This window comes from Pedobacter jejuensis (assembly GCF_003725795.1).
GTDB classification, from domain to species: domain Bacteria; phylum Bacteroidota; class Bacteroidia; order Sphingobacteriales; family Sphingobacteriaceae; genus Pedobacter; species Pedobacter jejuensis.
Genome location: NZ_RBEE01000045.1, coordinates 155329 through 176042, shown reverse-complemented (window position 1 = coordinate 176042; position 20714 = coordinate 155329). Strand labels below are relative to the sequence as shown.

Sequence of the window (20714 nt, the reverse complement as noted above, 5' to 3'; positions counted from 1 at the left end):
TTTAAATGAATTTTTAGCTAAATACCTGTAAATTAACATCAAAAGATGCCCAAACCATGTAAGGGTGGGAATCGCAATGATAAATTTCACCTTTAGCACTAATTCCAACAACTCCAGCAAAGCCATCAAAAGATTTAAGTTCTGCGAATGATTTATCAGTAGCTTCTTTTAATGTAAAACCATCAGTAACTCTGGTTACAATTTTAGCCGCTAAAGCACCGCTTACGATATCTTCACCAACGCCTGTGCAAGAAATGCCAGCGTATTGATTTGCGTAATTGCCAGCAACAGTAGCAGAATCACTCACGCGACAAGGAATTTCGAAACCTTTGCCTCCGGTTGAAGTTGCTGCAGCTAAATTTCCATCGGCATCTAAAGCAACGCAACCAACTGTTCCTTTGTTGTTTAATTGGTTTAATTTAGTTTCGTATTCCGACTGGCGCTGCTTTGTTATTGGGTTAAAGTATTCAAAGCCTTTGTTTCTTGCAAAATCTTGAGCACCACTACCACTTAAAACGCGATCATCATAAGCTAAAAGATTTTGAGCTATTTCTATTGGATTTTTAACATCCTCAATATTTATAACACCACTAAACTTTTCAGTTTTCCCGTCCATTAGTGATGCGCTCAAACGAACCTTTCCGTCGCTTTGAATTTGAGAGCCAATACCCGCATTAAATAAATCATTATCCTCTAACAGGGCAGCGGTATATACTACAGTTTCTAAAGCCGAGTGGCTTTTTAAATATTCATAACCAAGCGTAACTATTTTAGCCAAGGCATCTTGCTTAGCTTTTTTTGTTTCCTGGTTGGTAGATGACTCGCTGAAAAAGCCACCATGTATAATTATTTTCATTTTGTAAGTATCGAGATTTCAGTATCGAGTATCAAAATAGGATTAGATAACACATTTTACAAAATATTATCATCGTCCTAATCTTTTCTTATCCTATTGGAATAACTTTTGGATGATGGATAATTAAACTATGGTCATTTAAATCATAAACATCACCATCGCACATAACATGTACAACCATATTTTTGATAGATACGGGTTGCCCCATTTCAACATCAGTTAAATTTGTATCTGCCATTTGGCGTCCGTCAACTAAAATAACCATGCCCGAGCCAATGGCTTCCATAACATGTCCATCGGAGATAAATAGACCGGTATCTTCTCCTAAACCAATACCCAAAATACCCGGATTACTTGCTGCTGCATAAAGCAAACGCCCGATTCTACCACGTTGAACAAAGTGTGTATCAACAATTACATCATCAATAAAACCCAGTCCACCAGTAATTTTTACTTCACCTTTAAGTAAAGCATCTTTACTGCTTCCCTGATAAATCATATTTTTTGAGCTTGCCGCAGCACCTGCCGATGTTCCTGCAATTACAATTGGCTCATTTTTATATTTTTCTAATAAAATTTGATGAATTTTTGTGCCACCGAAAATCGATGATAAGCGCAATTGATCGCCTCCGGTAAAAACCATAACATCGGCAGCTTTTATACGTTCGCAATTCTCATCGCTGTTTGCTTCTTCGCGATTGGTAATGTTTAAAACACCAACATTATGAACATCTAACTGGGCATACGCTTTAATGTATTCTTCGCCAACTTTTTCCGGCATAAGCGATGCTGTGGTAATAATTTCGAAGCGTGATTCTATATCTCTAACCGATTCTGTAGTGATTCTTTTTAAAATTCCACGCTCAAAGAAATTCATGTTTTCGGGTAAACCGAACTGTGTTTCAGCAAAGCTGCCTGTGTTTATTGCGCCACCTATGATGATGAGTTTACCCTTCGGAACCATTCGTTGTGTATTATTATTGTATCAAAAAACCCAAATATATCAGGATAAGATAAAAAACACGACTTTTTTTGTCAATAATATTCACTTTATTAACAAACGTTAAAATAAATCTTAGAAATAGTTCAGTAATTGTGGTTGATAATAAAACAATTGTGTAAAAAAATTGATTTAGGTAATTGCTATATCAATTTTAAAAATAAATGCATAATTTACCATCATTAATTTTACAATCTAAAATTGATTTAAATAAGCTATACCGAGCCCTTGTTTAACAAAAAACGACAAATTTTTACATGAAAATATCAAACATACAAGTATTAAGAGGGCCGAATATATGGTCTATCAATCGCAAAAAACTAATTCAAATGCGACTTGATTTAGAAGAATTAGAGCAAAGACCAACCAATACCATTGAAGGATTTAGCGAAAGGATAGAAAAATTATTACCAAGCATGTTTAGTCACCGCTGCTCTAAAGGCGTGGAAGGTGGCTTTTTCGCCCGTGTAAAAGAAGGAACCTGGATGGGACATGTGATTGAGCATATCGCTTTGGAAATTCAATCTATTGCTGGTATGGAAACTGGTTTTGGCAGAACTCGCCAAACAAAAACAGATGGCATTTATAATGTAGTATTTAGTTATCTGGAAGAAAAAGTTGGTGTTTATGCTGCCGAAGCATCGGTAAAAATAGCGCAGGCTTTGATTGATAATGAAGAATATGATTTGGACCACGATATCCGCCGGATGAAAGAAATCCGTGAGTTGGAAGCCTTAGGTCCGAGTACAGGTTCTATTGTGCAGGAAGCGGTAAGCAGAAGTATTCCTTGGATAAGATTGAATAAAAGCTCATTGGTACAGTTGGGTTATGGCAAAAATCAGGTTCGTTTTAGAGCCACCATGACAGAAAAGACGAGTAGTATTGCCGTAGATATTGCAAGTAATAAAGATGAAACCAAACGATTATTAACTGAGGCTGCCATACCTGTGGCTTCTGGTGTAACTATATCGAATCCTGATGACTTAGAAGCCTCAGTAAATAAAGTTGGTTTTCCTTTGGTATTTAAACCTTTAGATGGAAATCATGGTAAAGGCGCTACCATTAATGTAAAAACTCTAGAAGATGCGAAAGCTGCTTTTGAATATGCTAAAACCTATTCTCGCAGGGTTATCATAGAAAAATTTATAACCGGTTTTGATTTCCGTGTTTTGGTGATTGACCATAAAGTAGTTGCGGCAGCTCAGCGAGATCCGGCACATGTATTAGGCAATGGCATTCATACCATCCAAGAATTAATCGATAAAGAAAACGAAGATCCGCGTCGCGGTTACGGGCATGAAAACGTGCTAACAGAAATTTCGGTTGATAGAGATACTTTGGATTTACTTGCAAAGAAAGATTATACGCTAGAAACAATTCCTGAAAAGGGAGAAATTGTTTATTTAAAGTCAACTGCAAATTTAAGTACAGGTGGTACCTCAATCGATGTGACCGATATTGTTCATCCTCAAAATATTTTTATTTGTGAAAGAATTTCGAGGGTAATCGGTTTAGATATTTGTGGTATTGATATTATGGCACAAAACCTAACACAACCTTTAACAGAAAATGGCGGCGTTGTTTTGGAAGTAAATGCAGCACCAGGTTTTAGAATGCATCTTGCCCCAAGCGAAGGCTTGCCGAGAAACGTTGCGGCTTCGGTTATCGATATGCTTTATCCGCCAGGAAAATTATCGCAAATTCCAATTATTGCAGTTACTGGTACCAACGGAAAAACTACTACAACACGTTTAATTGCCCACATTATCCGCAGCAATGGTAAGCGTGTGGGTTATACAACATCTGATGGTGTTTACGTTCACAACACCATGTTGATGAAAGGCGACACAACCGGACCGGTAAGTGCAGAGTTTATTTTAAAAGATCCAACGGTTGAATTTGCTGTATTAGAAACCGCTCGTGGAGGAATTTTAAGAGCGGGTTTAGGTTTCAACCAATGTGATATTGGTGTTATCACTAACATTCAGGAAGACCATTTGGGTATATCAGATATTCATAACCTTGATGATTTAGCACGAGTAAAAGCTGTTGTAGTTGGTGCGGTTAGGCGTAAAGGCTGGGCTGTTTTAAATGCTGATAATGGTTATTGTGTTAAAATAGCCAGAGATGCCCGTTGTAATGTTGCTTATTTTAGTATGGATGAGAACAATCCGGTTATTAAAGAGCATTGCAAAAAGGGTGGTATTGCAGCAATTTATGAAAATGGCTATATAACAATTAAAACAGGCGATTGGAAACTACGTGTTGATAAAGCAACCCATGTACCATTGACTTTTGGTGGTTCGGTAAATTTCATGATTCAGAATGTTTTGGCGGCAACGCTAGCGGCATATTTATGGGGTTATAAAACAGATGATATTCGTTTATCGCTCGAAACTTTTATACCGTCTGCAGCACATACACCAGGAAGGATGAATGTTTTTAGGTTTAAAGACTTTAAAGTTTTAGTAGATTTTGCACATAATCCTGACGGGTTTAATGGTGTGAAATCATATTTACAAAGCGTTGAAGCTACCCAACATGTCGGCATTATTTCTGGTACTGGTGATAGACGTGATGAAGATATTATTGAAACTGCTCGAATTTCTGCACAAATGTTTGATAAGATTTACATCTGTCAGGAAAAGTATTTGCGTGGAAGAAAGCAACAGGAACTGATTGATTTATTGATAAAGGGTATAAAGGAAGTAGATCCAAACAAAGAAATTATCATTAATAATAAAAGCACCGAGTGTTTGCAGGAAGCGATTGATAATGCTCAAAAAGGTTCTTATTTAACAATTCTAAGTAATACAATTGATAATACCATCCAAAGGGTTACCGAGCATTTAGATAAAGAATTGGAAGCGTAAGGTCGTCATTGCGAGGAGGCTTTTTCAGCCGAGGAAGCAATCTTACAACGATCGCTACTAGCCTTCGCATTAGGATTGCTTCGTTCCTCGCAATGACGGACCTTTCTATTGAAATCTTTCTAGATAAATCCCTCTCGCGAAACTTCGGGACTTTGCTCCAAACGAAATGAAGAACGAACGTAATAAAAAAAACCCCTTCCAATTTAAAATCGGAAGGGGTTTTCGCGTTGTTAACGAAAAATATTTTAATTATGCTTGAGAATCACGAAGTCTTTTAATTTCATCATGAGATCTTCTAAGTGATGTCTTTTGTTCAGAAATTAATTCTCTAATGTTTGAAGGTAATTCTTCATCTTCAAGGGCTAATTTGTATGCAGCTTGTGCAGCATCTTCACCAAACTCACAATTGTTTAAAACTGTTTGACGATCGTGACCAGTAAATATTGCTTTTACATCCATCCAGCCTCTGTAAATTTTACCAGAAGTGGTTGTTCCTGTTTCAATATCTTGTCCTGAAGCTGCAACCTCTGTAGCTAAAGCCATTTTATATTTTTGACTTTCTTCAATCATATTTAAGAACAAAGATTTAAGATCGTTATCACCATCTTTTAATTCTTTGCGAGCTTTTTCATATCCTTCTATACGGTCGTTGTTAATTTGTACAAGGTCATTCAAAACCTCTGCCGTTGCTGTTGTAGTTTTCATGTTTTTATAAATTGATGTACCTATTGAACATGAGGCAGCAAGAAAGGTTTTTCATAATGCAGAAAATTATTATTCTTAAATGCTATGGAGGGTAATTACAAAAAATAAAAACATCCTAATAACTAATAAAATATCAATTAGTTAGGCTCATTAATTATTGATCTATTATCTTATTGTTACGAAAGAGTCGCAAATTTTTTACTCAGATTTCGCTTAATCTAAGATTAAAATATTGACTTTACATTTAATGCACTAGTCGTTTTTTGATTGTAAATTATGAACCTGATTATCCAGAATCCACCCGATGGAGGAACATTATATACTGAAACCAATTTAAATCAGTTGTTTCCTGAACCATTAAATACCATTACCAGCTGTTTCTTTTTGGCAATAGCCATTTATTGGACCATCAAATTGTGGGGAAACTTTAAATTACATCCTTTTTTAAGTTTTGCATTAGTGTTGTTATACATTGGTGGTATTGGCGGAACTACCTATCATGGTTTGAGAAGATGGCCGATATTTATAATGATGGATTGGGTACCGATAATGTTGTTGTGTTTATCTGCCGGAACATATTTTTTGGCTAAAATTACGAAGTGGTATTTTGCAGCATTAATCGTTGTACTTTATGCTTTATTCCAAATCTTTTTGCGGGAGCAGTTTACCGGAGGTGATTTCCAGATCTTTATAAACATAAATTATGCTTTTATGGCCGCGTTGGTTCTATTTCCGGTTTTTGGCTATTTATTAAAAACAGAATGGCGTAATGGAAAGTGGGTAGGCTTTGCTTTAATTGCTTTCATTTTCGCACTAACTTTTCGCATTGCCGATAAATGGGAAATACTAAGCTTTGGTACACATTTTTTATGGCACACATTCGGCGCCGTAGCTTCCTTCTGTATGCTTAATTATATTTATTTGGTCAATGCAAAGCGAGTTTAAATTGTTATGCTCTGTTCATCTTAAAGTAGCTTTTGCTACGAGGAAGCGATAGGTTAGCTTTGACAACTTTTTAAAAGTTGTCAAAGCTGTATAAATAATCGATATTTTAAAGTCAACAAAAGTTTAGCTTTGACAACAATTATCATCACCTTTCATGGGGTAATGATAAGTATATCTTATTTGCCGATAGCGTATTTAATGCCGCCGTATAAATGTTTTAAAAACAGATTGTCAACCCAACATTCATCTGTATGGCCCATTGAGGTGTAAAACGATCTACCTCCGTCGAAGTTATGATACCAGCTAAATGGATGGAAATTTCCATTTTTACCACCTTTATAAGATGATTCATCGATGGTTATTAAAACCTTAATGTCAGGATTAATATCTTTAAAATTGTACAGTTCATCTCGGTGCATCCAAACAGAATCAGTAAAAAATTTTGTAGAAGGATGTTTCTTATCTTTAATTACAAACCTGGCATTTTGCTGTTCTGGATGGCTTAAGAAATAAGCACCAGCAAGTTTGCCGTACCAAGGCCAACCGTATTCGGTATCCGTTGCTGCATGCACACCAACATAACCGCCTCCCGACTGAATGTATTTTTCAAACGCAGCTTGTTGTTTATCATCCAAAACATCACCAGTTGTGCTTAAAAAAATAACAGCAGCATATTTTTTTAAATTTTCCTCGGTAAATAGAGTTGAGTTCTCTGTCGTATCTACTGAAAAGTTATGTTCAACACCTAATTTTAAGAGTGCTATTTTACCTTTTTCGATAGATGCATGGCGATAACCTTTGGTTTTAGAAAAAACTAAAACTTTTGGACTTTTCTTAATAACCGTATAACTCTGAAAGAAAGAAGCTACTATAATTAACAGGCAAATGGAGAATAGATTTTTCATGATAAGTGGTTAGCGTGATTATGTTATGGAATGATGCACTAATCTAAGAAAGTTGTTTGATAATTTCTTTGCATCGTTCTTCCACTTGCTTGCAAACCGGCTCAAACAAAGCATTATCCCAATATGGGTCTGTAACTTCGTCGTTATCTAAAAATAATTTAACTTTTTTACGCTGCTCTTCGGTTTTTGCCAGGCTTTGAACATCCCTTAAATTATTTTTGTCCATAACTAAAATCAGATCATATTTAGCAAACATCGCATCGTTAAATTGCTGAGCTCTCTGCGTGCTAATATCGTATCCGCTTTTTTTTGCTGCGGATATACTTCTATGATCTGGAGCATTACCGATGTGCCAGTTTCCTGTTCCCGCTGAGGCAATTTCCCAACCTAACTTTTGCTGCTGAACCAGATGGCGCATTATTCCTTCTGCCAAAGGCGAACGGCAAATATTGCCCAGGCAAACCATTAAAATTTTCACAATTATTTAGATTCAGCTTTATAAACGTAAACGTAAGTATAAACAATTCCGCCCTGTGGTTCGGATGTTATAACTTGAGTAAGCTTGTTACCGGCTAATACCATCGGAAACTTACTGCTTGATGATAAGATGATTTGGTCATCATTTCTTTTCCAGGTTTGAATAGCTGTGGTTTGAGCCATATCACACAATGCACCATTTGAACCTGACGTAAATGTTCCATCACTATTAAATGAAATCATCATATTGGCTGCACAACTTGCTTGCCCCATTAATTCAATATAATTTGTGCTTGTTTTGCCTCCAATAGTAATAGCGGGCGAAACGGTTACAGATTCAATCTTCCAGTTTTTGGTGGCTAAAGTTTTATCAGCATCTTTTTTGCAAGCTGTTAATGTTGCACCTATAAGGAATAATAGCAATAAATTTTTCATAGCCTTTGTTTTCTTACTAAACGAGTTGATCACTAATAGTGCTACAGCCTACCTAAAACCTATCCGTAAATGTCATTTAACACTTTAGCCAACCTGATACCACCTTTAAGCAATTGTTCATTTAAAGTATCAACCCAATCAAAATTGTAGCGGTAACTTAATTTAGAATCGGGTTTGGTTTTGTCGTAAATTTTGCTGCAAATTAAATAGGATTCATATATACAATCTTTTAAGCTTGTGTTTTGCCAATTGTACAATTGCACTGCTGATGGATGGTTTATTGCTTTAGCAAATTCTGTGTAGCTTAATTGTTGATATTCAATTAATTGTTCATCCCACACACGGTGAAGATTAGATTTTTCGTTAAACCATGATACCGAAATCCGGTTTCCACCTGAATCATCTTTGTGGGCAACATGCATCGGCTGAGATAAATCGCCTTCTAAATGTACCAACATGCGCAATGCTAATTTTTTTTCATCAGCTGTGCTGCTTCCATTTTTTAATATGGCAATTAATTCGGGGATTTTATTGTAAAGATTGGTTCCTTTTTCTGTTTCTAAAATACTGTAAATGCCATCTTTGTTTAATCCACCCGGAAGATTTACAAAGTGCCAGTTGTACATATAGTTATGTGTAGAATCTGACTTAATAAAATCGCCCCAATTGGCTGACATGGCCAAGCTTTCATATCCTAATATGCCTTGAATGGCTTTGCGTGTTTTTGATTTTAAATAACTATCGGCAATTTCGCCAACAACTCGGTGACCAATCATTCCCCATGCATTTGCCTGTATTGGTAAGTATGCGAATACACCAATTGCGGCAATTGTGAACAATTTCTTTTTAAGTGATTTAAATATCATATTATAATTCTTTTTGAACACAGGTAACTTTTTCTTTTAGTGATAATTTTATTTCTCGCCTATCGCTTAAACTTTCCAGTAGCAAGGTATCGGATGTTTTACTTTTTATCAGGAAATTTTTATCGTATCTGCCAATTCGATAACAACCCGAAATTTTTTGTTTGTAATTGGCGTGTGTAAATGTAGCGCCTACAAATAACGTATCACCCTTAACTGCGTAAACACCTTTTGCATATTCTTTCCAAACGCCATTGTTGTAGCAAGAATCTTCGTAGAAATTCACTTTGCTATGGGTTTCTAAGTCGATATAAATAGAATCGCAAGTAATTTTGAAATGATGCTGTGTGTAATTATTAAGCTTATTGCTAAAAGCGACCGAATCTTCATTCCAAACACCTTGCATAAATGCTTCGCCTTTACCTTGAATATTAGGACGAGGGGAACAAGCCAGCTGAAAGATGGAAAAGGTAAAAAGGATGATATACAAAAACCTTAACCTTGAGTAACGCTTAGTTATTCTTAAATCAAGAAGTTTATTTATTGATATTGTCATTTTTTCGCAAAGCGATTAATTTTTAAGCAAGTTTTGAGTTAAATAAACCCGATTGCAGCGTAAAGCTTTTTATTGCACTAACTTTAAATAGTTCATACTGAGGCACGAAGCATCTGCAACCGATGAAACAGATGCCTTGTGCCTCAGCATAACAGAAGTTGAAAAAACTTGAAGCAAAAAGCGGGGCTATCGGAACCGAAGAACGAATAGCCCTGCTTTCTAAAATCTTTAAAACGACTTTTTTATCGGCTTAGAAAGGTATTCCTCTATCGGATATCGCTATTATTTTAAACTTCCAACCATATCTTCCGGACGAACCCACTCATCAAACTGCTCATTTGTGAGTAAGCCCAATTCTACTGCAGCAGCTTTTAAAGTTTTATTCTCTTTATGTGCTTTCTTAGCGATTTTAGCAGCATTCTCATAACCCACATGCGGGTTTAAAGCGGTAACCAGCATCAATGAGTTTTGTAAATGTTTCTCAATTTCTGGTAAGTTCGCTGTAATTCCTTCAGCACATTTAACCGTGAAAGAAACGCATGCATCGCCAATTAAACGAGCTGATTGCAGTACGTTTGCAGCAATTAATGGCTTGAAAACATTCAATTCAAAATGGCCAGACATGCCGCCAATTGAAACTGCAACGTCGTTACCAATAACTTGTGCACAAACCATGGTTAAAGCCTCTGGCTGAGTTGGGTTAACTTTTCCCGGCATAATTGAAGAACCTGGTTCGTTATCAGGAATTACGATTTCGCCAATACCACAACGCGGACCAGAACTTAACATACGTACATCATTTGCTACTTTCATCAAGGCAACTGCAGTACGTTTTAAAGCGCCAGAAAGTTCAACCATTGCATCATGAGCAGCCAAAGCTTCGAATTTATTTGGCGCCGTTACAAAAGGTAAACCTGTTAAATCGGCAATTTTTTGTGCCACTAAAACATCATAACCTTTCGGTGTATTTAAGCCCGTTCCAACTGCCGTTCCGCCTAAAGCCAACTCAGCAACCATACTTAAAGCATTTTTAATCGCTCTAATGCTATTATCAATTTGTTGTACGTAACCCGAAAATTCTTGTCCTAGGGTTAAGGGCGTTGCATCCATAAAATGCGTACGACCAGTTTTAACAATCGAACTAAACTCTTCAACTTTTGAAGCCAAAGCATTGCGCAATTTCTCCAAACCGGGAATCGTATTTTCTACTGTTAATTTGTATGCTGCAATATGCATTGCAGTTGGGTATGTATCGTTAGATGATTGCGATTTATTCACATCATCATTCGGGTGAAGAACTTTTTTATCATCAGCCAAAGCGCCGCCATTTATTACGTGGGCACGATTTGCAATTACTTCGTTTCCGTTCATGTTACTTTGCGTACCCGAACCGGTTTGCCAAATTACCAAAGGAAACTGGTCGTCTAACTGACCTGCAATGATTTCATCGCAAGCTTTTGCAATCAGTTCTGCCTTATCTGCAGAAAGTACGCCAAGTTCAGTATTAGCCAATGCAGCCGCTTTTTTCAAATAGCCAAAAGCATGAATAATTTCTTTAGGCATAGAACCTTCTGGTCCGATTTTAAAATTATTGCGTGAGCGTTCGGTTTGTGCACCCCAGTATTTATCGGCAGGCACTTGAACCTCGCCCATGGTATCGTGTTCTATTCTGAAACTCATTATATTTTGATTTTTGTTGTCGCAAATTTAAGTTTTTTGCCTATAAAGCAAGGTATTATCTTCGATATTTACATCAGGTGGATTTTATCTATTTTTCCTTCAGTCTGATTTTACTGATTCAGTGATTTCACAGATGATTTTGGAAAGGTACTGAAGTGGTTTTTAGCTTAGGTTCGGTCCCGCTGATTCGCTGCAATCTTTTCCTTAAACCTTATAGGTTTTATTTTACATTGCACTATTAAACCTATAAGGTTTGCAAAAGTATTTCCGCTGCCATCGGGTTTGGGTGGCCTGGAAACTACTATAAATGAAGGTGCATGGAGCAGATTTTGGCTAAAGCCCATTGGAGCTTATTTTAAATTCCGTTGGTTGAAACCAACGGCAAGGAATTGATGCTGCCCTCTTAATCGGCTATTCTCTAAGAGAATGAAACCTCAACAATTCTCTGTGAAAATCTCTGTACCCTCCGTGGTTAATAAACCTTTTTGTACTTTTGCGGCTATGTCAGTTATTAAACCCTCATTAGCAAAAGGTACACGCGATTTTACGCCTGTTGAAATGGTAAAACGCAACTTTATTTACGATACCATTAAAACGGTTTTTAAAAAATATGGTTACGCAGAAATTCAAACACCAAGTATGGAAAATTTAAAAACTCTAACTGGTAAATATGGTGATGAAGGTGATAAATTGATTTTTAAAATTCTAAATAGTGGTCCATTAAAACATCAAGATACTAGAAGGATTTTACAAGAAGACTATAACTTTAGGAAAATTGATAATAGTGAGGATTATACAATATCTACGGATGATAAAATTACTGAGGATGAAGTTTTTGATATTTTGGCCAAACATGTAAATGAATCAATTAAAGATTCTTTAACCGAAAAGGCACTTCGCTACGACCTAACTGTTCCTTTTGCTCGTTACGTAGTCATGCACCAGCATGAAATCACTCTACCTTTTAAACGTTTTCAGGTTCAACCTGTTTGGCGAGCCGATAGGCCGCAAAAAGGTAGATACCGCGAATTTTACCAATGTGATGTGGATGTGGTAGGTTCTGAAAGTTTGCTGAACGAGGCAGAATTTATCCTCATTTACAACGAAGCTTTAACCAAATTAGGACTAAAAGATTTCAGCATCAAAATTAATAATAGAAAAATTCTATCAGGCATCGCTGAGATTATAGGTAAACCTGATTTGATAATTGACATGACGGTTGCCATAGATAAACTCGATAAAATTGGTTTGGATGGCGTTAGTAAAGAATTGTTAGAACGTGGTTTTACAGAGGATGATTTGGAGAAACTTCGTCCGGTTATTTTGTTAGAAGGAACTAACGAAGAAAAAATAGCAAGTTTAAAACAGGTTTTAGCAAATTCAGAAACTGGTTTGAAAGGCGTTGCTGAAATCGAACAGGTTTTCGATTATGTAGAAAGTTTAATTTCTTACAGCTTGCCTTTAACGGCAAAGCTAGAACTAGATATAACCTTAGCCCGTGGCTTAAATTATTATACAGGTTGCATTTTCGAAGTTAAAACCAACGAAGTAGCTATGGGTAGCATAGGCGGCGGTGGTCGTTATGATGATTTAACAGGCATGTTCGGCTTGAAGGATTTAACCGGAGTAGGTGTTTCTTTCGGAGCTGATAGAATTTATGATGTGCTAGAAGAATTGAATCTTTTCCCAGCATCGGCAGAAGTGGGTACGAAAGTTTTAATCAGTAATTTCGATACCGAAGCTGAAAAATATGCATTGCCGATTTTGCAGCAATTTAGAAGTGCAGGCATCGCAGCCGAGCTGTATCCATCATCAGCTAAGTTGAAAAAACAAATGGCGTATGCCGATGCGAAGAATATTCCTTATGTAGTTTTAATAGGTGGTGATGAAATTGCAAGTGGAGAATTAACGCTAAAGGATATGAAAAGCGGTGAACAGAAAAAGCTAGCCGTATTGGGCATTATGGATTTGCTGAAGTAAGGCTTCCATTTTTAACCACAGAGTGCACTGAGGCTTTCACAGAGTAAATTTAGGAAAGCGAAGATTTGAAATATTTTTCTTCAATCTGCGCTATGATTAGAGCCTTCATAATTTTTAACCACAGAGTGCACTGAGGCTTTCACAGAGGAAGATAGAGAATTAAATATTTTTCTTCCCTCGAACAAACGCTAGCCTTAAACTTTGTGTGCTCTTGTGCCTTTACTTCGTGTGCTCTGTGGTAGAATTAAACACTTAACCGAGAATTAAATGTTTTTTTTCATCCTCGAACAAACGCTAGCCTTAAACTTTGTGTGCTCTTGTGCCTTTACTTCGTGTGCTCTGTGCCTTTACTTTGTGTACTCTGTGGTAGAATTAAACACTTAACAGAGAGTTAAATGTTTTTCTTCTTCCCTCGAACAAACGCTAGCCTTAAACTTTTGCGCTCTGTGCCTTTACTATGTGTGCTCTGTGCCTTTACTTTGTGTACTCTGTGGTAGAATTAAACACTTAACCTTAAGCTTTTCTTCATTTTCTTTGCTGTTAAATCCTATCGCCCAACCCGCAACAAAATCGGGAAATGAACATCCTTTTCTGCATCACTTCCCCATGCCTCTTTCAACTCGGTAAACATATATTCTAATGGGTTTCTGTCGTTGGCTTTTTTGTAGTGTTGCAAGGATGACCAGGTATTTAGGTAACCAATCATCTGGTTAAAATTCCACGTTGTTTTAATTTGAAAATGTGGTGCAACAATTTCATCAAAGGGAAATGGAATCGTTTTATAGCCTTCTTCAATGTATCTGCGTTCGCTATCCCAATATTTACCAAGAATATCTTCGTAAAGTTTGTGAACAGCTTTATCTACTTTCTTATCAATAAACATCAAGCCATAACCGATTACCGCTAAAACGCCATCAGGCTTTAGAGTTCGTTTTACTTCACTATAAAAATCATCAAAATTAAACCAATGAATGGCTTGTGCAACAGTTATTAAATCAAAGCTTCCATCCGGAACATTTATCTTTTCTGCAGGTGCTACATCGTACAAGATATTTGGCAATTTTAAAGCCTGACTAAGTTGTTTCTCGCTAATATCCGTAGCATAAACCGACTGGAAATGTTGTGCCAAAACTCTTGCAACTTGCCCATTGCCGGTGGCACAATCCCAGGCCGCATCTTTATTATCGATTAGATTCAATAGATAATCATACAATTCTTGCGGGTAAGTTGGTCGGTAAATGGCGTACTCAGCAGACTGGGTGGAAAAGTTATCTTTCATATTTTTGGCAATTAAACTTTGATACTTAAGCAATGATATTTTTCAGTAATCTATTCTGATATTAACTAATTTAGATAAATAAACAATGACTACACAATTGTGTTTAAATTCATACTGGAAATTAATACCAAACTATGCATCCAACTGAAAATGATTTTACGCCAAAGGAAATAGACGACGTTAAGTATCGATTAAAATCTATATTCGGTGGTTCGGTTGGTAACTTGGTTGAGTGGTATGATTGGTACACCTACTCGGCTTTTGCTTTATATTTTTCACCAGTATTTTTTCCGAATAGCAATCCAACTGCACAGCTGTTAAATACTGCCGGAATATTTGCTGTGGGTTTTTTAATGCGCCCAATCGGTGGCTGGCTATTTGGCAGCATCGCCGATAAAAAAGGAAGGAAAAAATCTATGGCGCTTTCGGTATTCATCATGGCAATTGGTTCTTTAATTATTGGTTTAACGCCAGGCTACAAACAAATCGGAATTTTTGCGCCATTACTGTTGGTTTTCGCCCGGCTAATTCAAGGATTAAGTACGGGTGGCGAGTATGGAACTTCGGCAACCTATTTAAGTGAAATGGCCACTAAAAAACATCGGGGCTTTTATTCAAGTTTTCAATATGTAACCTTAATCGGCGGGCAACTACTGGCTTTGGGCATACAATTAATTCTACAAAACTGGTTGCTAACACCAGCCGAATTACATGCCTGGGGATGGAGAATTCCTTTCTTTATTGGCGCTATTCTATCGTTCATCGCTTTATATTTAAGACGGCATATCGATGAAACTTCGGCATTTAAGAAGAACAAAGAAGATAAGAAAGGTGGAATTGCCGTGTTAATGAAATATCCGAAAGAGGTTTTTACTGTAGTTGGTTTAACCTTAGGTGGTACAATTGCCTTTTACACCTTCAGCACGTATATGCAAAAATTTCTGGTGAACACTGTTCATTTAAGTAAGGAAACCTCTACTACATTATCATTTATTTCGTTACTGGTTTTCGCTATTATGCAACCCTTGTTTGGGTTGTTGTCAGATAAAATCGGTCGCAAGCCGCTGTTAATTGGCTTTGGTATTTTAGGAACTTTGTGTACCGTGCCCATTTTAACTGGTTTAGCGAATGAAACCAATACAACGATAATTTTCTTACTGATGATTGCTTCTTTAATTATTGTAAGTGGCTATACCAGTATAAATGCAGTTGTTAAAGCAGAATTGTTTCCTGCAGAAATTAGGGCCTTGGGTGTCGGTTTGCCTTACGCTTTAACTGTAGCCATTTTCGGTGGAACGGCAGAATATCTTGCTCTGTGGTTTAAAAATATCGATCATGAGAATTACTTTTACTGGTACGTAACCGGATGTATTTTAATTTCATTGATTTTATATACCACAATGAAGGATACCAAGCATCACTCGAAAATAGAAGACTGACCAGGATTAAGCTAGGATTAAGCTAGGATTTAAGGATTGCTGGATTTTAAGATTATTGCGTTGAAGATGAGTCTAGCATAACTGTGTCTCAAGAAATATAATCTGTGATTTCTGTTTTTCTGTGGCAAAAAAATCCGTGTCTATCCGTGTTAATCTGTGGTTAATCAATTCATAGAAGTCTATTCTGTGATTTCTGTGTTTCTGTAGCAAAAAAATCCGTGTCTATCCGTGTTAATCTGTGGTTAAAAAACTCATTAAAATCCTATTTCTTTGGTTTACGTGGCAAAGATATTTTTCTATATTTACCATTATGCTCAATCAAGCCCCGTTAGCCGAAAGAATGCGTCCTCAAAATCTTGATGAATATGTAGGACAAAAACATTTGGTGGGCATTGGTGCTGTATTACGCAAAGCGATAGAGAGCAGTCAGCTGCCCTCGATGATTTTTTGGGGTCCTCCTGGCGTAGGGAAAACTACTTTGGCTTATATCATTTCTCAAACTCTAGACAGACCGTTTTTTAACCTTAGCGCAATCAACAGCGGCGTTAAAGATATCCGCGAAGTGATTGATAAAGCCGCGGCACTAAAAGATAGCTTTTTAGGTCTTCCGATTTTGTTTATTGATGAAATTCATCGTTTCAGCAAATCGCAGCAAGATAGCTTGCTTGGTGCTGTAGAACGTGGTTTGGTTACGCTGATTGGTGCAACCACCGAAAATCCATCTTTCGAGGTCATTTCCGCTTTACTTTCAAGGTGTCAGGTTTACATTTTAAAATCTTTAACCGAAGAGGAGTTGGCTGGTTTGCTGCAAACAGCTGTAAAAAAAGATGTTCTCTTATCTCAAAAGAAAATTACCATAAAAGAACATGAGGCTTTAATTCGATTGAGTGGTGGCGACGCCCGTAAACTTTTAAACGTGCTGGAAATTGCTATCAATGGGATAGGCGGAGATAGCATCGTACTAACCAACGAAAATGTTTTAGCACATGCCCAACAAAACTTAGCGCTTTACGATAAGGCAGGAGAACAACATTACGATATTATTTCTGCTTTTATAAAATCCATTCGTGGTAGCGACCCAAATGCTGCGGTGTATTGGTTGGCCAGAATGATTGAAGGCGGTGAAGACCCTTTGTTCATTGCCCGCAGATTATTGATTCTTTCATCTGAAGATATCGGAAATGCCAATCCGAACGCTTTGCTTTTGGCCAATAATTGTTTTACTGCGGTTAACGTTATTGGCTATCCCGAGGCTAGGATAATTTTATCGCAATGCGTAACTTATTTAGCCAGTTCGCCAAAAAGTAATGCATCTTACGAGGCCATTAACCAAGCACAAGCCTTGGTTAAGCAAACGGGTAATTTACCTGTTCCATTACACATTCGGAATGCACCAACTAAGCTAATGAAGAATATAGGTTATGGAAAAGATTACAAATATTCGCATGGTTATGAAGGCAATTTCGAGGCGCAAGAATATTTTCCTGACGAATTGATCGGCACAAAGCTTTACGACCCTGGGAAAAATCCGGCAGAAGAAAAGCTGAGAGAAAAACTTAGGCAAAACTGGAAAGAAAAATACAAGTATTGATGTAACATTTCAATAAAAACGAACACTAACTAAAAGAACTAAATCAAAACTATTTATGCTGAAAACTTTTTTAAGCCATCAATCGAAATCCTTTTGGCGATCGCGAAACAAAGGCAGTAGCATTGCCACCCAAATTATTCTAGGTTTTTTTATGCTCTATTTCCTGGTATTGGCGGTTGGAGCAGGTTTTAGTATGCCTTATTTATTGCCTAAAATTTTTGCTAACCAAAATGTAATTACCAGTTTTAACGGATTAATTCTTTATTATTTTGCTTTCGATTTTATTATGCGTTTGCAATTGCAAGAGTTACCAACCTTAAGTATAATTCCTTATCTGCATTTAAAAATTAAACGTAGTCAGATAATATCTTTTCTGAATGTAAAATCATTATTTTCTGCATTTAACGTTTGGCCCTTCTTTTTATTTCTGCCTTTTATTTTTATGAGAATTGCACCAGCTTATGGCGCATTTGCAACCGTTATGTACATAATTGCAATATTTTCTATTGCCATTTTTAATAACTACTTGGTACTATACATCAAAAGAAAAACCATTAGTAATGTACTTTATACCGCTGTTGGCTTGATAATTATTGCAGGTTTTGCGGCTTTAGAATATTACAAAGTTATCTCTATAATGGCTGCTTCCGATTTTGTATTTAAGGCAGTAGCATCACATCCTTACATTGGATTTGCTTTTCCAATTGCAGCTTTTTTAATCTTTAAAATCAATTCAGATTTCCTTCGAAAAAATCTTTACACGGAAGAATTAAGCAGTAAGCAAGAGAAAAAAGTAAGTACCGATTACGCTTTCTTAAATCGTTTCGGTAAAGTTGGCGAACTTGCAGCATTGGAACTTAAATTAATTTTACGCCATAAACGTTCGCGTTCATCAGTAATATTGGGTTTCTTCTTTTTGCTTTATGGATTCCTTTTTTACAAAACGCCAGCTATTGATGGTGATAAATTCGGACAAATGATGTTCGGTGCTATTTTTATGACGGGCGTTTCCATCATCATTTACGGGCAGTTTATGTTTGCCTGGCAAAGCGCACATTTCGATGGTTTGTTAAGTGCCAAAATCAATTTTAAAGATTTTATTAAAGCGAAATTTTTACTGTTCACAATCGCATCAAGCATTATCACATTGTTGGCAAGTTTTTATGGTTTTCTAAGTCCGAAGTTGCTTTTACTTCAACTGGCAGCATATTTATACAACATTGGTTTCGGCACTGTTATCGTTCTTTATCTGGCAACACTTAATAAAAAGCGGTTAGACATTACTAAGGCTGCAAGCTTTAATTACCAAGGTACAAGTGCAACTCAGTTTTTACTGATGTTCCCATACGCACTAACACCAATACTATTGTATGTTCCTTTTGGGATGATGGATATGCCATACTGGGGTTTAATCGTAGTGGCCGTATTTGGCTTAATTATGCTTTTGATGAGAGGTTTTTGGGTAAATGTGATTACTGCAAAATTTGAAAAACAACGTTATAAAATAGCCGAAGGCTTTAGAGAATAATTATGATTTTAGAAATTAAAAATTTGAAAAAGGTTTATGGCGATAAAACCGTTGTAAACATAGAACATGTACAAATTAAACAGGGTGAAACCATAGGTTTAGTTGGTAATAATGGAGCGGGTAAAACTACTTTTTTCCGTATGCTTTTAGATTTAATTCGCCCTACAGAAGGGGAAGTATTATCGAAAGGTGAAAATGTAATGTTGAAAGACGATTGGAAAAATTATACCGCATCATTTTTAGATGAGGGTTTCCTTATAGATTATTTAACACCTGAAGAATATTTTATTTTTATCGGAAGTTTGCACGATTTAAGCGTGGCTGATGTTTCTGCTTATTTAGCACAGTATGCAGAATTTTTTAATGGCGAAATATTAAACAGCGGCAAATACATTCGCGATTTTAGTAAAGGAAACCAGAATAAGGTTGGTATTGCTGCGGCGTTAATGCAGAAACCCGAAATCTTAATTTTGGATGAACCTTTTGCCAACCTCGATCCAACTACTCAAATTAGGTTAAAGAAACTTTTAAAAGAGCATCCTGGTAATATGACAACATTTATTTCGAGTCATGATTTAAACCATGTTACGGATGTTTGCAATAGAATCATTTTGGTTGAGAAAGGCCAGGTAATTAAAGATTTTAAAACCGATGAAAACACGCTTAAAGAATTAGAGAGCTATTTCTCGGCCTAGTGCTTTGTACTAATAATAATACATTAAAAGCGTCTTGATTCATCAGACGCTTTTTTTTTGTTTTCCTAATATTCCTTTAAGCTCTGTAAGTGGCTGTAAAAATTAAAATGTTAGCGTAAAAATTTTTGGCATTGTGTTTGAATACAGACACGCAGGAAATTAAACCTTAATTATTATGAGTATTTCAAAAGTAAGAGTAGCAACATTAAGTATAGGATTAGCGGTAGGGTCTATTGCATTTCAAAGCTGTGATAGTTTGACAAAAACACAAAAAGGTGCAGGTATTGGTGCTGCTGCAGGTGGTGTAATTGGTGCATTAATTGGTAAAAAAGCAGGTAATACAGCAGTTGGAGCTTTAATTGGTGGTGCTGTTGGTGGTACAGCTGGTGCATTTATCGGTCGTAGAATGGATAGACAAGCAGCAGAAATTCAAAAAGCAATTCCAAATGCAGAAGTTATCCGTGAAGGTGAAGGTATTATTGTAAAATTTGATAGTGGTATTTTATTCGACTTTGATAAAACTGCATTAAAAGACGCGGCAAAAACAAATGTACAAAGCTTAGCTGCTTCATTAAATCAGTATCCAGATACAGATATTAAAATTATCGGTCACACAGATAGCCGTGGTACTGAACAATATAACATGGGCTTATCTGAAAGAAGAGCAGCAGCTGTTAAAGCATATGCGGTTTCTCAAGGTGTTCCATCTTCAAGATTAGTAACTATTGGTAAAGGTTTTGCTGAGCCAATTGCTGATAACGAAACTGAAGCTGGTCGTGCTGCAAACCGTCGTGTTGAGATTGTAATTGTAGCTAATGATGCTTTAAAAAGCACTGCACAAAAACAAGGATAATTTTAGCACATTCCCTCTTAGAGGTCTATATATATTCAACCCCGATGCCAAACA

At 36.6% G+C, this 20714-nt stretch carries 18 protein-coding genes; 8 read left to right on the top strand and 10 right to left on the bottom strand.

Features of this window, described 5'->3' with window-relative positions; genetic code table 11:
- Positions 1-13: 13 nt before the first annotated feature.
- The gene (locus D7004_RS20010; RefSeq protein WP_123207599.1) at positions 14-856 is read right to left on the bottom strand and encodes an isoaspartyl peptidase/L-asparaginase; all 843 of its coding nucleotides are present in this window, start codon (positions 854-856) and stop codon (positions 14-16) included.
- Between the two features lie 88 nt (positions 857-944).
- The gene (locus tag D7004_RS20005; RefSeq protein ID WP_123207598.1) at positions 945-1820 is read right to left on the bottom strand and encodes a cyanophycinase; all 876 of its coding nucleotides are present in this window, start codon (positions 1818-1820) and stop codon (positions 945-947) included.
- A gap of 293 nt (positions 1821-2113) precedes the next feature.
- On the opposite strand from D7004_RS20005, the gene cphA reads away from it, so the two are divergent.
- On the top strand, positions 2114-4729 hold the full coding sequence (cphA, locus tag D7004_RS20000) for a cyanophycin synthetase (RefSeq protein ID WP_123207597.1): 2616 nt from the start codon (positions 2114-2116) through the stop codon (positions 4727-4729).
- Between the two features lie 249 nt (positions 4730-4978).
- Here the strand turns inward: cphA and D7004_RS19995 are convergent, their stop codons facing one another.
- Positions 4979-5434: a ferritin-like domain-containing protein gene (locus D7004_RS19995; protein WP_123207596.1), complete on the bottom strand. Its 456-nt coding sequence runs from the start codon at positions 5432-5434 to the stop codon at positions 4979-4981.
- A gap of 276 nt (positions 5435-5710) precedes the next feature.
- On the opposite strand from D7004_RS19995, the gene D7004_RS19990 reads away from it, so the two are divergent.
- Complete coding sequence (locus tag D7004_RS19990) at positions 5711-6379, top strand: hypothetical protein (protein WP_123207595.1); 669 nt, start codon at positions 5711-5713, stop codon at positions 6377-6379.
- A 176-nt stretch (positions 6380-6555) separates the two neighbouring features.
- Here the strand turns inward: D7004_RS19990 and D7004_RS19985 are convergent, their stop codons facing one another.
- From D7004_RS19985 to fumC, 6 genes are all read right to left on the bottom strand, one after another.
- Positions 6556-7284, bottom strand: a complete 729-nt coding sequence (locus D7004_RS19985; protein WP_123207594.1) for a ThuA domain-containing protein — start codon at positions 7282-7284, stop codon at positions 6556-6558.
- 43 nt (positions 7285-7327) lie between these two features.
- On the bottom strand, positions 7328-7762 hold the full coding sequence (locus D7004_RS19980) for a low molecular weight protein-tyrosine-phosphatase (RefSeq protein ID WP_123207593.1): 435 nt from the start codon (positions 7760-7762) through the stop codon (positions 7328-7330).
- 2 nt (positions 7763-7764) lie between these two features.
- Positions 7765-8196, bottom strand: a complete 432-nt coding sequence (locus tag D7004_RS19975; RefSeq protein ID WP_123207592.1) for a hypothetical protein — start codon at positions 8194-8196, stop codon at positions 7765-7767.
- Between the two features lie 59 nt (positions 8197-8255).
- Positions 8256-9062, bottom strand: a complete 807-nt coding sequence (locus tag D7004_RS19970; RefSeq protein ID WP_123207591.1) for a S1/P1 nuclease — start codon at positions 9060-9062, stop codon at positions 8256-8258.
- Position 9063: 1 nt separating this feature from the next.
- Entirely contained in the window at positions 9064-9615 is a 552-nt protein-coding gene (locus D7004_RS19965) for a fumarate hydratase (protein WP_123207590.1), read from the bottom strand.
- A 282-nt stretch (positions 9616-9897) separates the two neighbouring features.
- Positions 9898-11295, bottom strand: a complete 1398-nt coding sequence (gene fumC, locus D7004_RS19960; RefSeq protein WP_123207589.1) for a class II fumarate hydratase — start codon at positions 11293-11295, stop codon at positions 9898-9900.
- Positions 11296-11796: 501 nt separating this feature from the next.
- Between fumC and hisS the strand changes: the two genes are divergently transcribed.
- Positions 11797-13275, top strand: a complete 1479-nt coding sequence (gene hisS / locus D7004_RS19955) for a histidine--tRNA ligase (protein ID WP_123207588.1) — start codon at positions 11797-11799, stop codon at positions 13273-13275.
- A 547-nt stretch (positions 13276-13822) separates the two neighbouring features.
- On the opposite strand, the gene D7004_RS19950 is transcribed toward hisS, so the two are convergent.
- The gene (locus D7004_RS19950) at positions 13823-14554 is read right to left on the bottom strand and encodes a class I SAM-dependent methyltransferase (RefSeq protein ID WP_123207587.1); all 732 of its coding nucleotides are present in this window, start codon (positions 14552-14554) and stop codon (positions 13823-13825) included.
- A 134-nt stretch (positions 14555-14688) separates the two neighbouring features.
- Between D7004_RS19950 and D7004_RS19945 the strand changes: the two genes are divergently transcribed.
- From D7004_RS19945 to D7004_RS19925, 5 genes are all read left to right on the top strand, one after another.
- The gene (locus D7004_RS19945; protein ID WP_123207586.1) at positions 14689-15993 is read left to right on the top strand and encodes an MFS transporter; all 1305 of its coding nucleotides are present in this window, start codon (positions 14689-14691) and stop codon (positions 15991-15993) included.
- A gap of 310 nt (positions 15994-16303) precedes the next feature.
- On the top strand, positions 16304-17584 hold the full coding sequence (locus tag D7004_RS19940) for a replication-associated recombination protein A (protein ID WP_123207585.1): 1281 nt from the start codon (positions 16304-16306) through the stop codon (positions 17582-17584).
- A 55-nt stretch (positions 17585-17639) separates the two neighbouring features.
- Positions 17640-19112, top strand: a complete 1473-nt coding sequence (locus tag D7004_RS19935) for a DUF5687 family protein (protein ID WP_123207584.1) — start codon at positions 17640-17642, stop codon at positions 19110-19112.
- A gap of 2 nt (positions 19113-19114) precedes the next feature.
- Positions 19115-19807 (top strand): ABC transporter ATP-binding protein, encoded by a 693-nt coding sequence (locus tag D7004_RS19930; RefSeq protein WP_123207583.1) that lies wholly within the window; start codon positions 19115-19117, stop codon positions 19805-19807.
- 175 nt (positions 19808-19982) lie between these two features.
- Positions 19983-20660 carry an OmpA family protein gene (locus D7004_RS19925; RefSeq protein WP_123207582.1) on the top strand — a complete coding sequence of 226 codons (678 nt, stop codon included), beginning with the start codon at positions 19983-19985 and terminating at the stop codon, positions 20658-20660.
- Positions 20661-20714 lie beyond the last annotated feature (54 nt).

What these genes read in the sequence shown, in the direction of transcription:
- D7004_RS19965 (WP_123207590.1), bottom strand. Translation starts at nt 9,615, where the DNA reads ATGACAATATCAATAAATAAACTTCTTGATTTAAGAATAACTAAGCGT.
- D7004_RS19940 (WP_123207585.1), top strand. Translation starts at nt 16,304, where the DNA reads ATGCTCAATCAAGCCCCGTTAGCCGAAAGAATGCGTCCTCAAAATCTT.
- D7004_RS19930 (WP_123207583.1), top strand. Translation starts at nt 19,115, where the DNA reads ATGATTTTAGAAATTAAAAATTTGAAAAAGGTTTATGGCGATAAAACC.
- D7004_RS19925 (WP_123207582.1), top strand. Translation starts at nt 19,983, where the DNA reads ATGAGTATTTCAAAAGTAAGAGTAGCAACATTAAGTATAGGATTAGCG.
- D7004_RS19970 (WP_123207591.1), bottom strand. Translation starts at nt 9,062, where the DNA reads ATGATATTTAAATCACTTAAAAAGAAATTGTTCACAATTGCCGCAATT.
- D7004_RS19975 (WP_123207592.1), bottom strand. Translation starts at nt 8,196, where the DNA reads ATGAAAAATTTATTGCTATTATTCCTTATAGGTGCAACATTAACAGCT.
- D7004_RS19935 (WP_123207584.1), top strand. Translation starts at nt 17,640, where the DNA reads ATGCTGAAAACTTTTTTAAGCCATCAATCGAAATCCTTTTGGCGATCG.
- hisS (WP_123207588.1), top strand. Translation starts at nt 11,797, where the DNA reads ATGTCAGTTATTAAACCCTCATTAGCAAAAGGTACACGCGATTTTACG.
- D7004_RS19985 (WP_123207594.1), bottom strand. Translation starts at nt 7,284, where the DNA reads ATGAAAAATCTATTCTCCATTTGCCTGTTAATTATAGTAGCTTCTTTC.
- D7004_RS20005 (WP_123207598.1), bottom strand. Translation starts at nt 1,820, where the DNA reads ATGGTTCCGAAGGGTAAACTCATCATCATAGGTGGCGCAATAAACACA.
- D7004_RS19950 (WP_123207587.1), bottom strand. Translation starts at nt 14,554, where the DNA reads ATGAAAGATAACTTTTCCACCCAGTCTGCTGAGTACGCCATTTACCGA.
- cphA (WP_123207597.1), top strand. Translation starts at nt 2,114, where the DNA reads ATGAAAATATCAAACATACAAGTATTAAGAGGGCCGAATATATGGTCT.
- D7004_RS19945 (WP_123207586.1), top strand. Translation starts at nt 14,689, where the DNA reads ATGCATCCAACTGAAAATGATTTTACGCCAAAGGAAATAGACGACGTT.
- D7004_RS20010 (WP_123207599.1), bottom strand. Translation starts at nt 856, where the DNA reads ATGAAAATAATTATACATGGTGGCTTTTTCAGCGAGTCATCTACCAAC.
- D7004_RS19995 (WP_123207596.1), bottom strand. Translation starts at nt 5,434, where the DNA reads ATGAAAACTACAACAGCAACGGCAGAGGTTTTGAATGACCTTGTACAA.
- D7004_RS19990 (WP_123207595.1), top strand. Translation starts at nt 5,711, where the DNA reads ATGAACCTGATTATCCAGAATCCACCCGATGGAGGAACATTATATACT.
- fumC (WP_123207589.1), bottom strand. Translation starts at nt 11,295, where the DNA reads ATGAGTTTCAGAATAGAACACGATACCATGGGCGAGGTTCAAGTGCCT.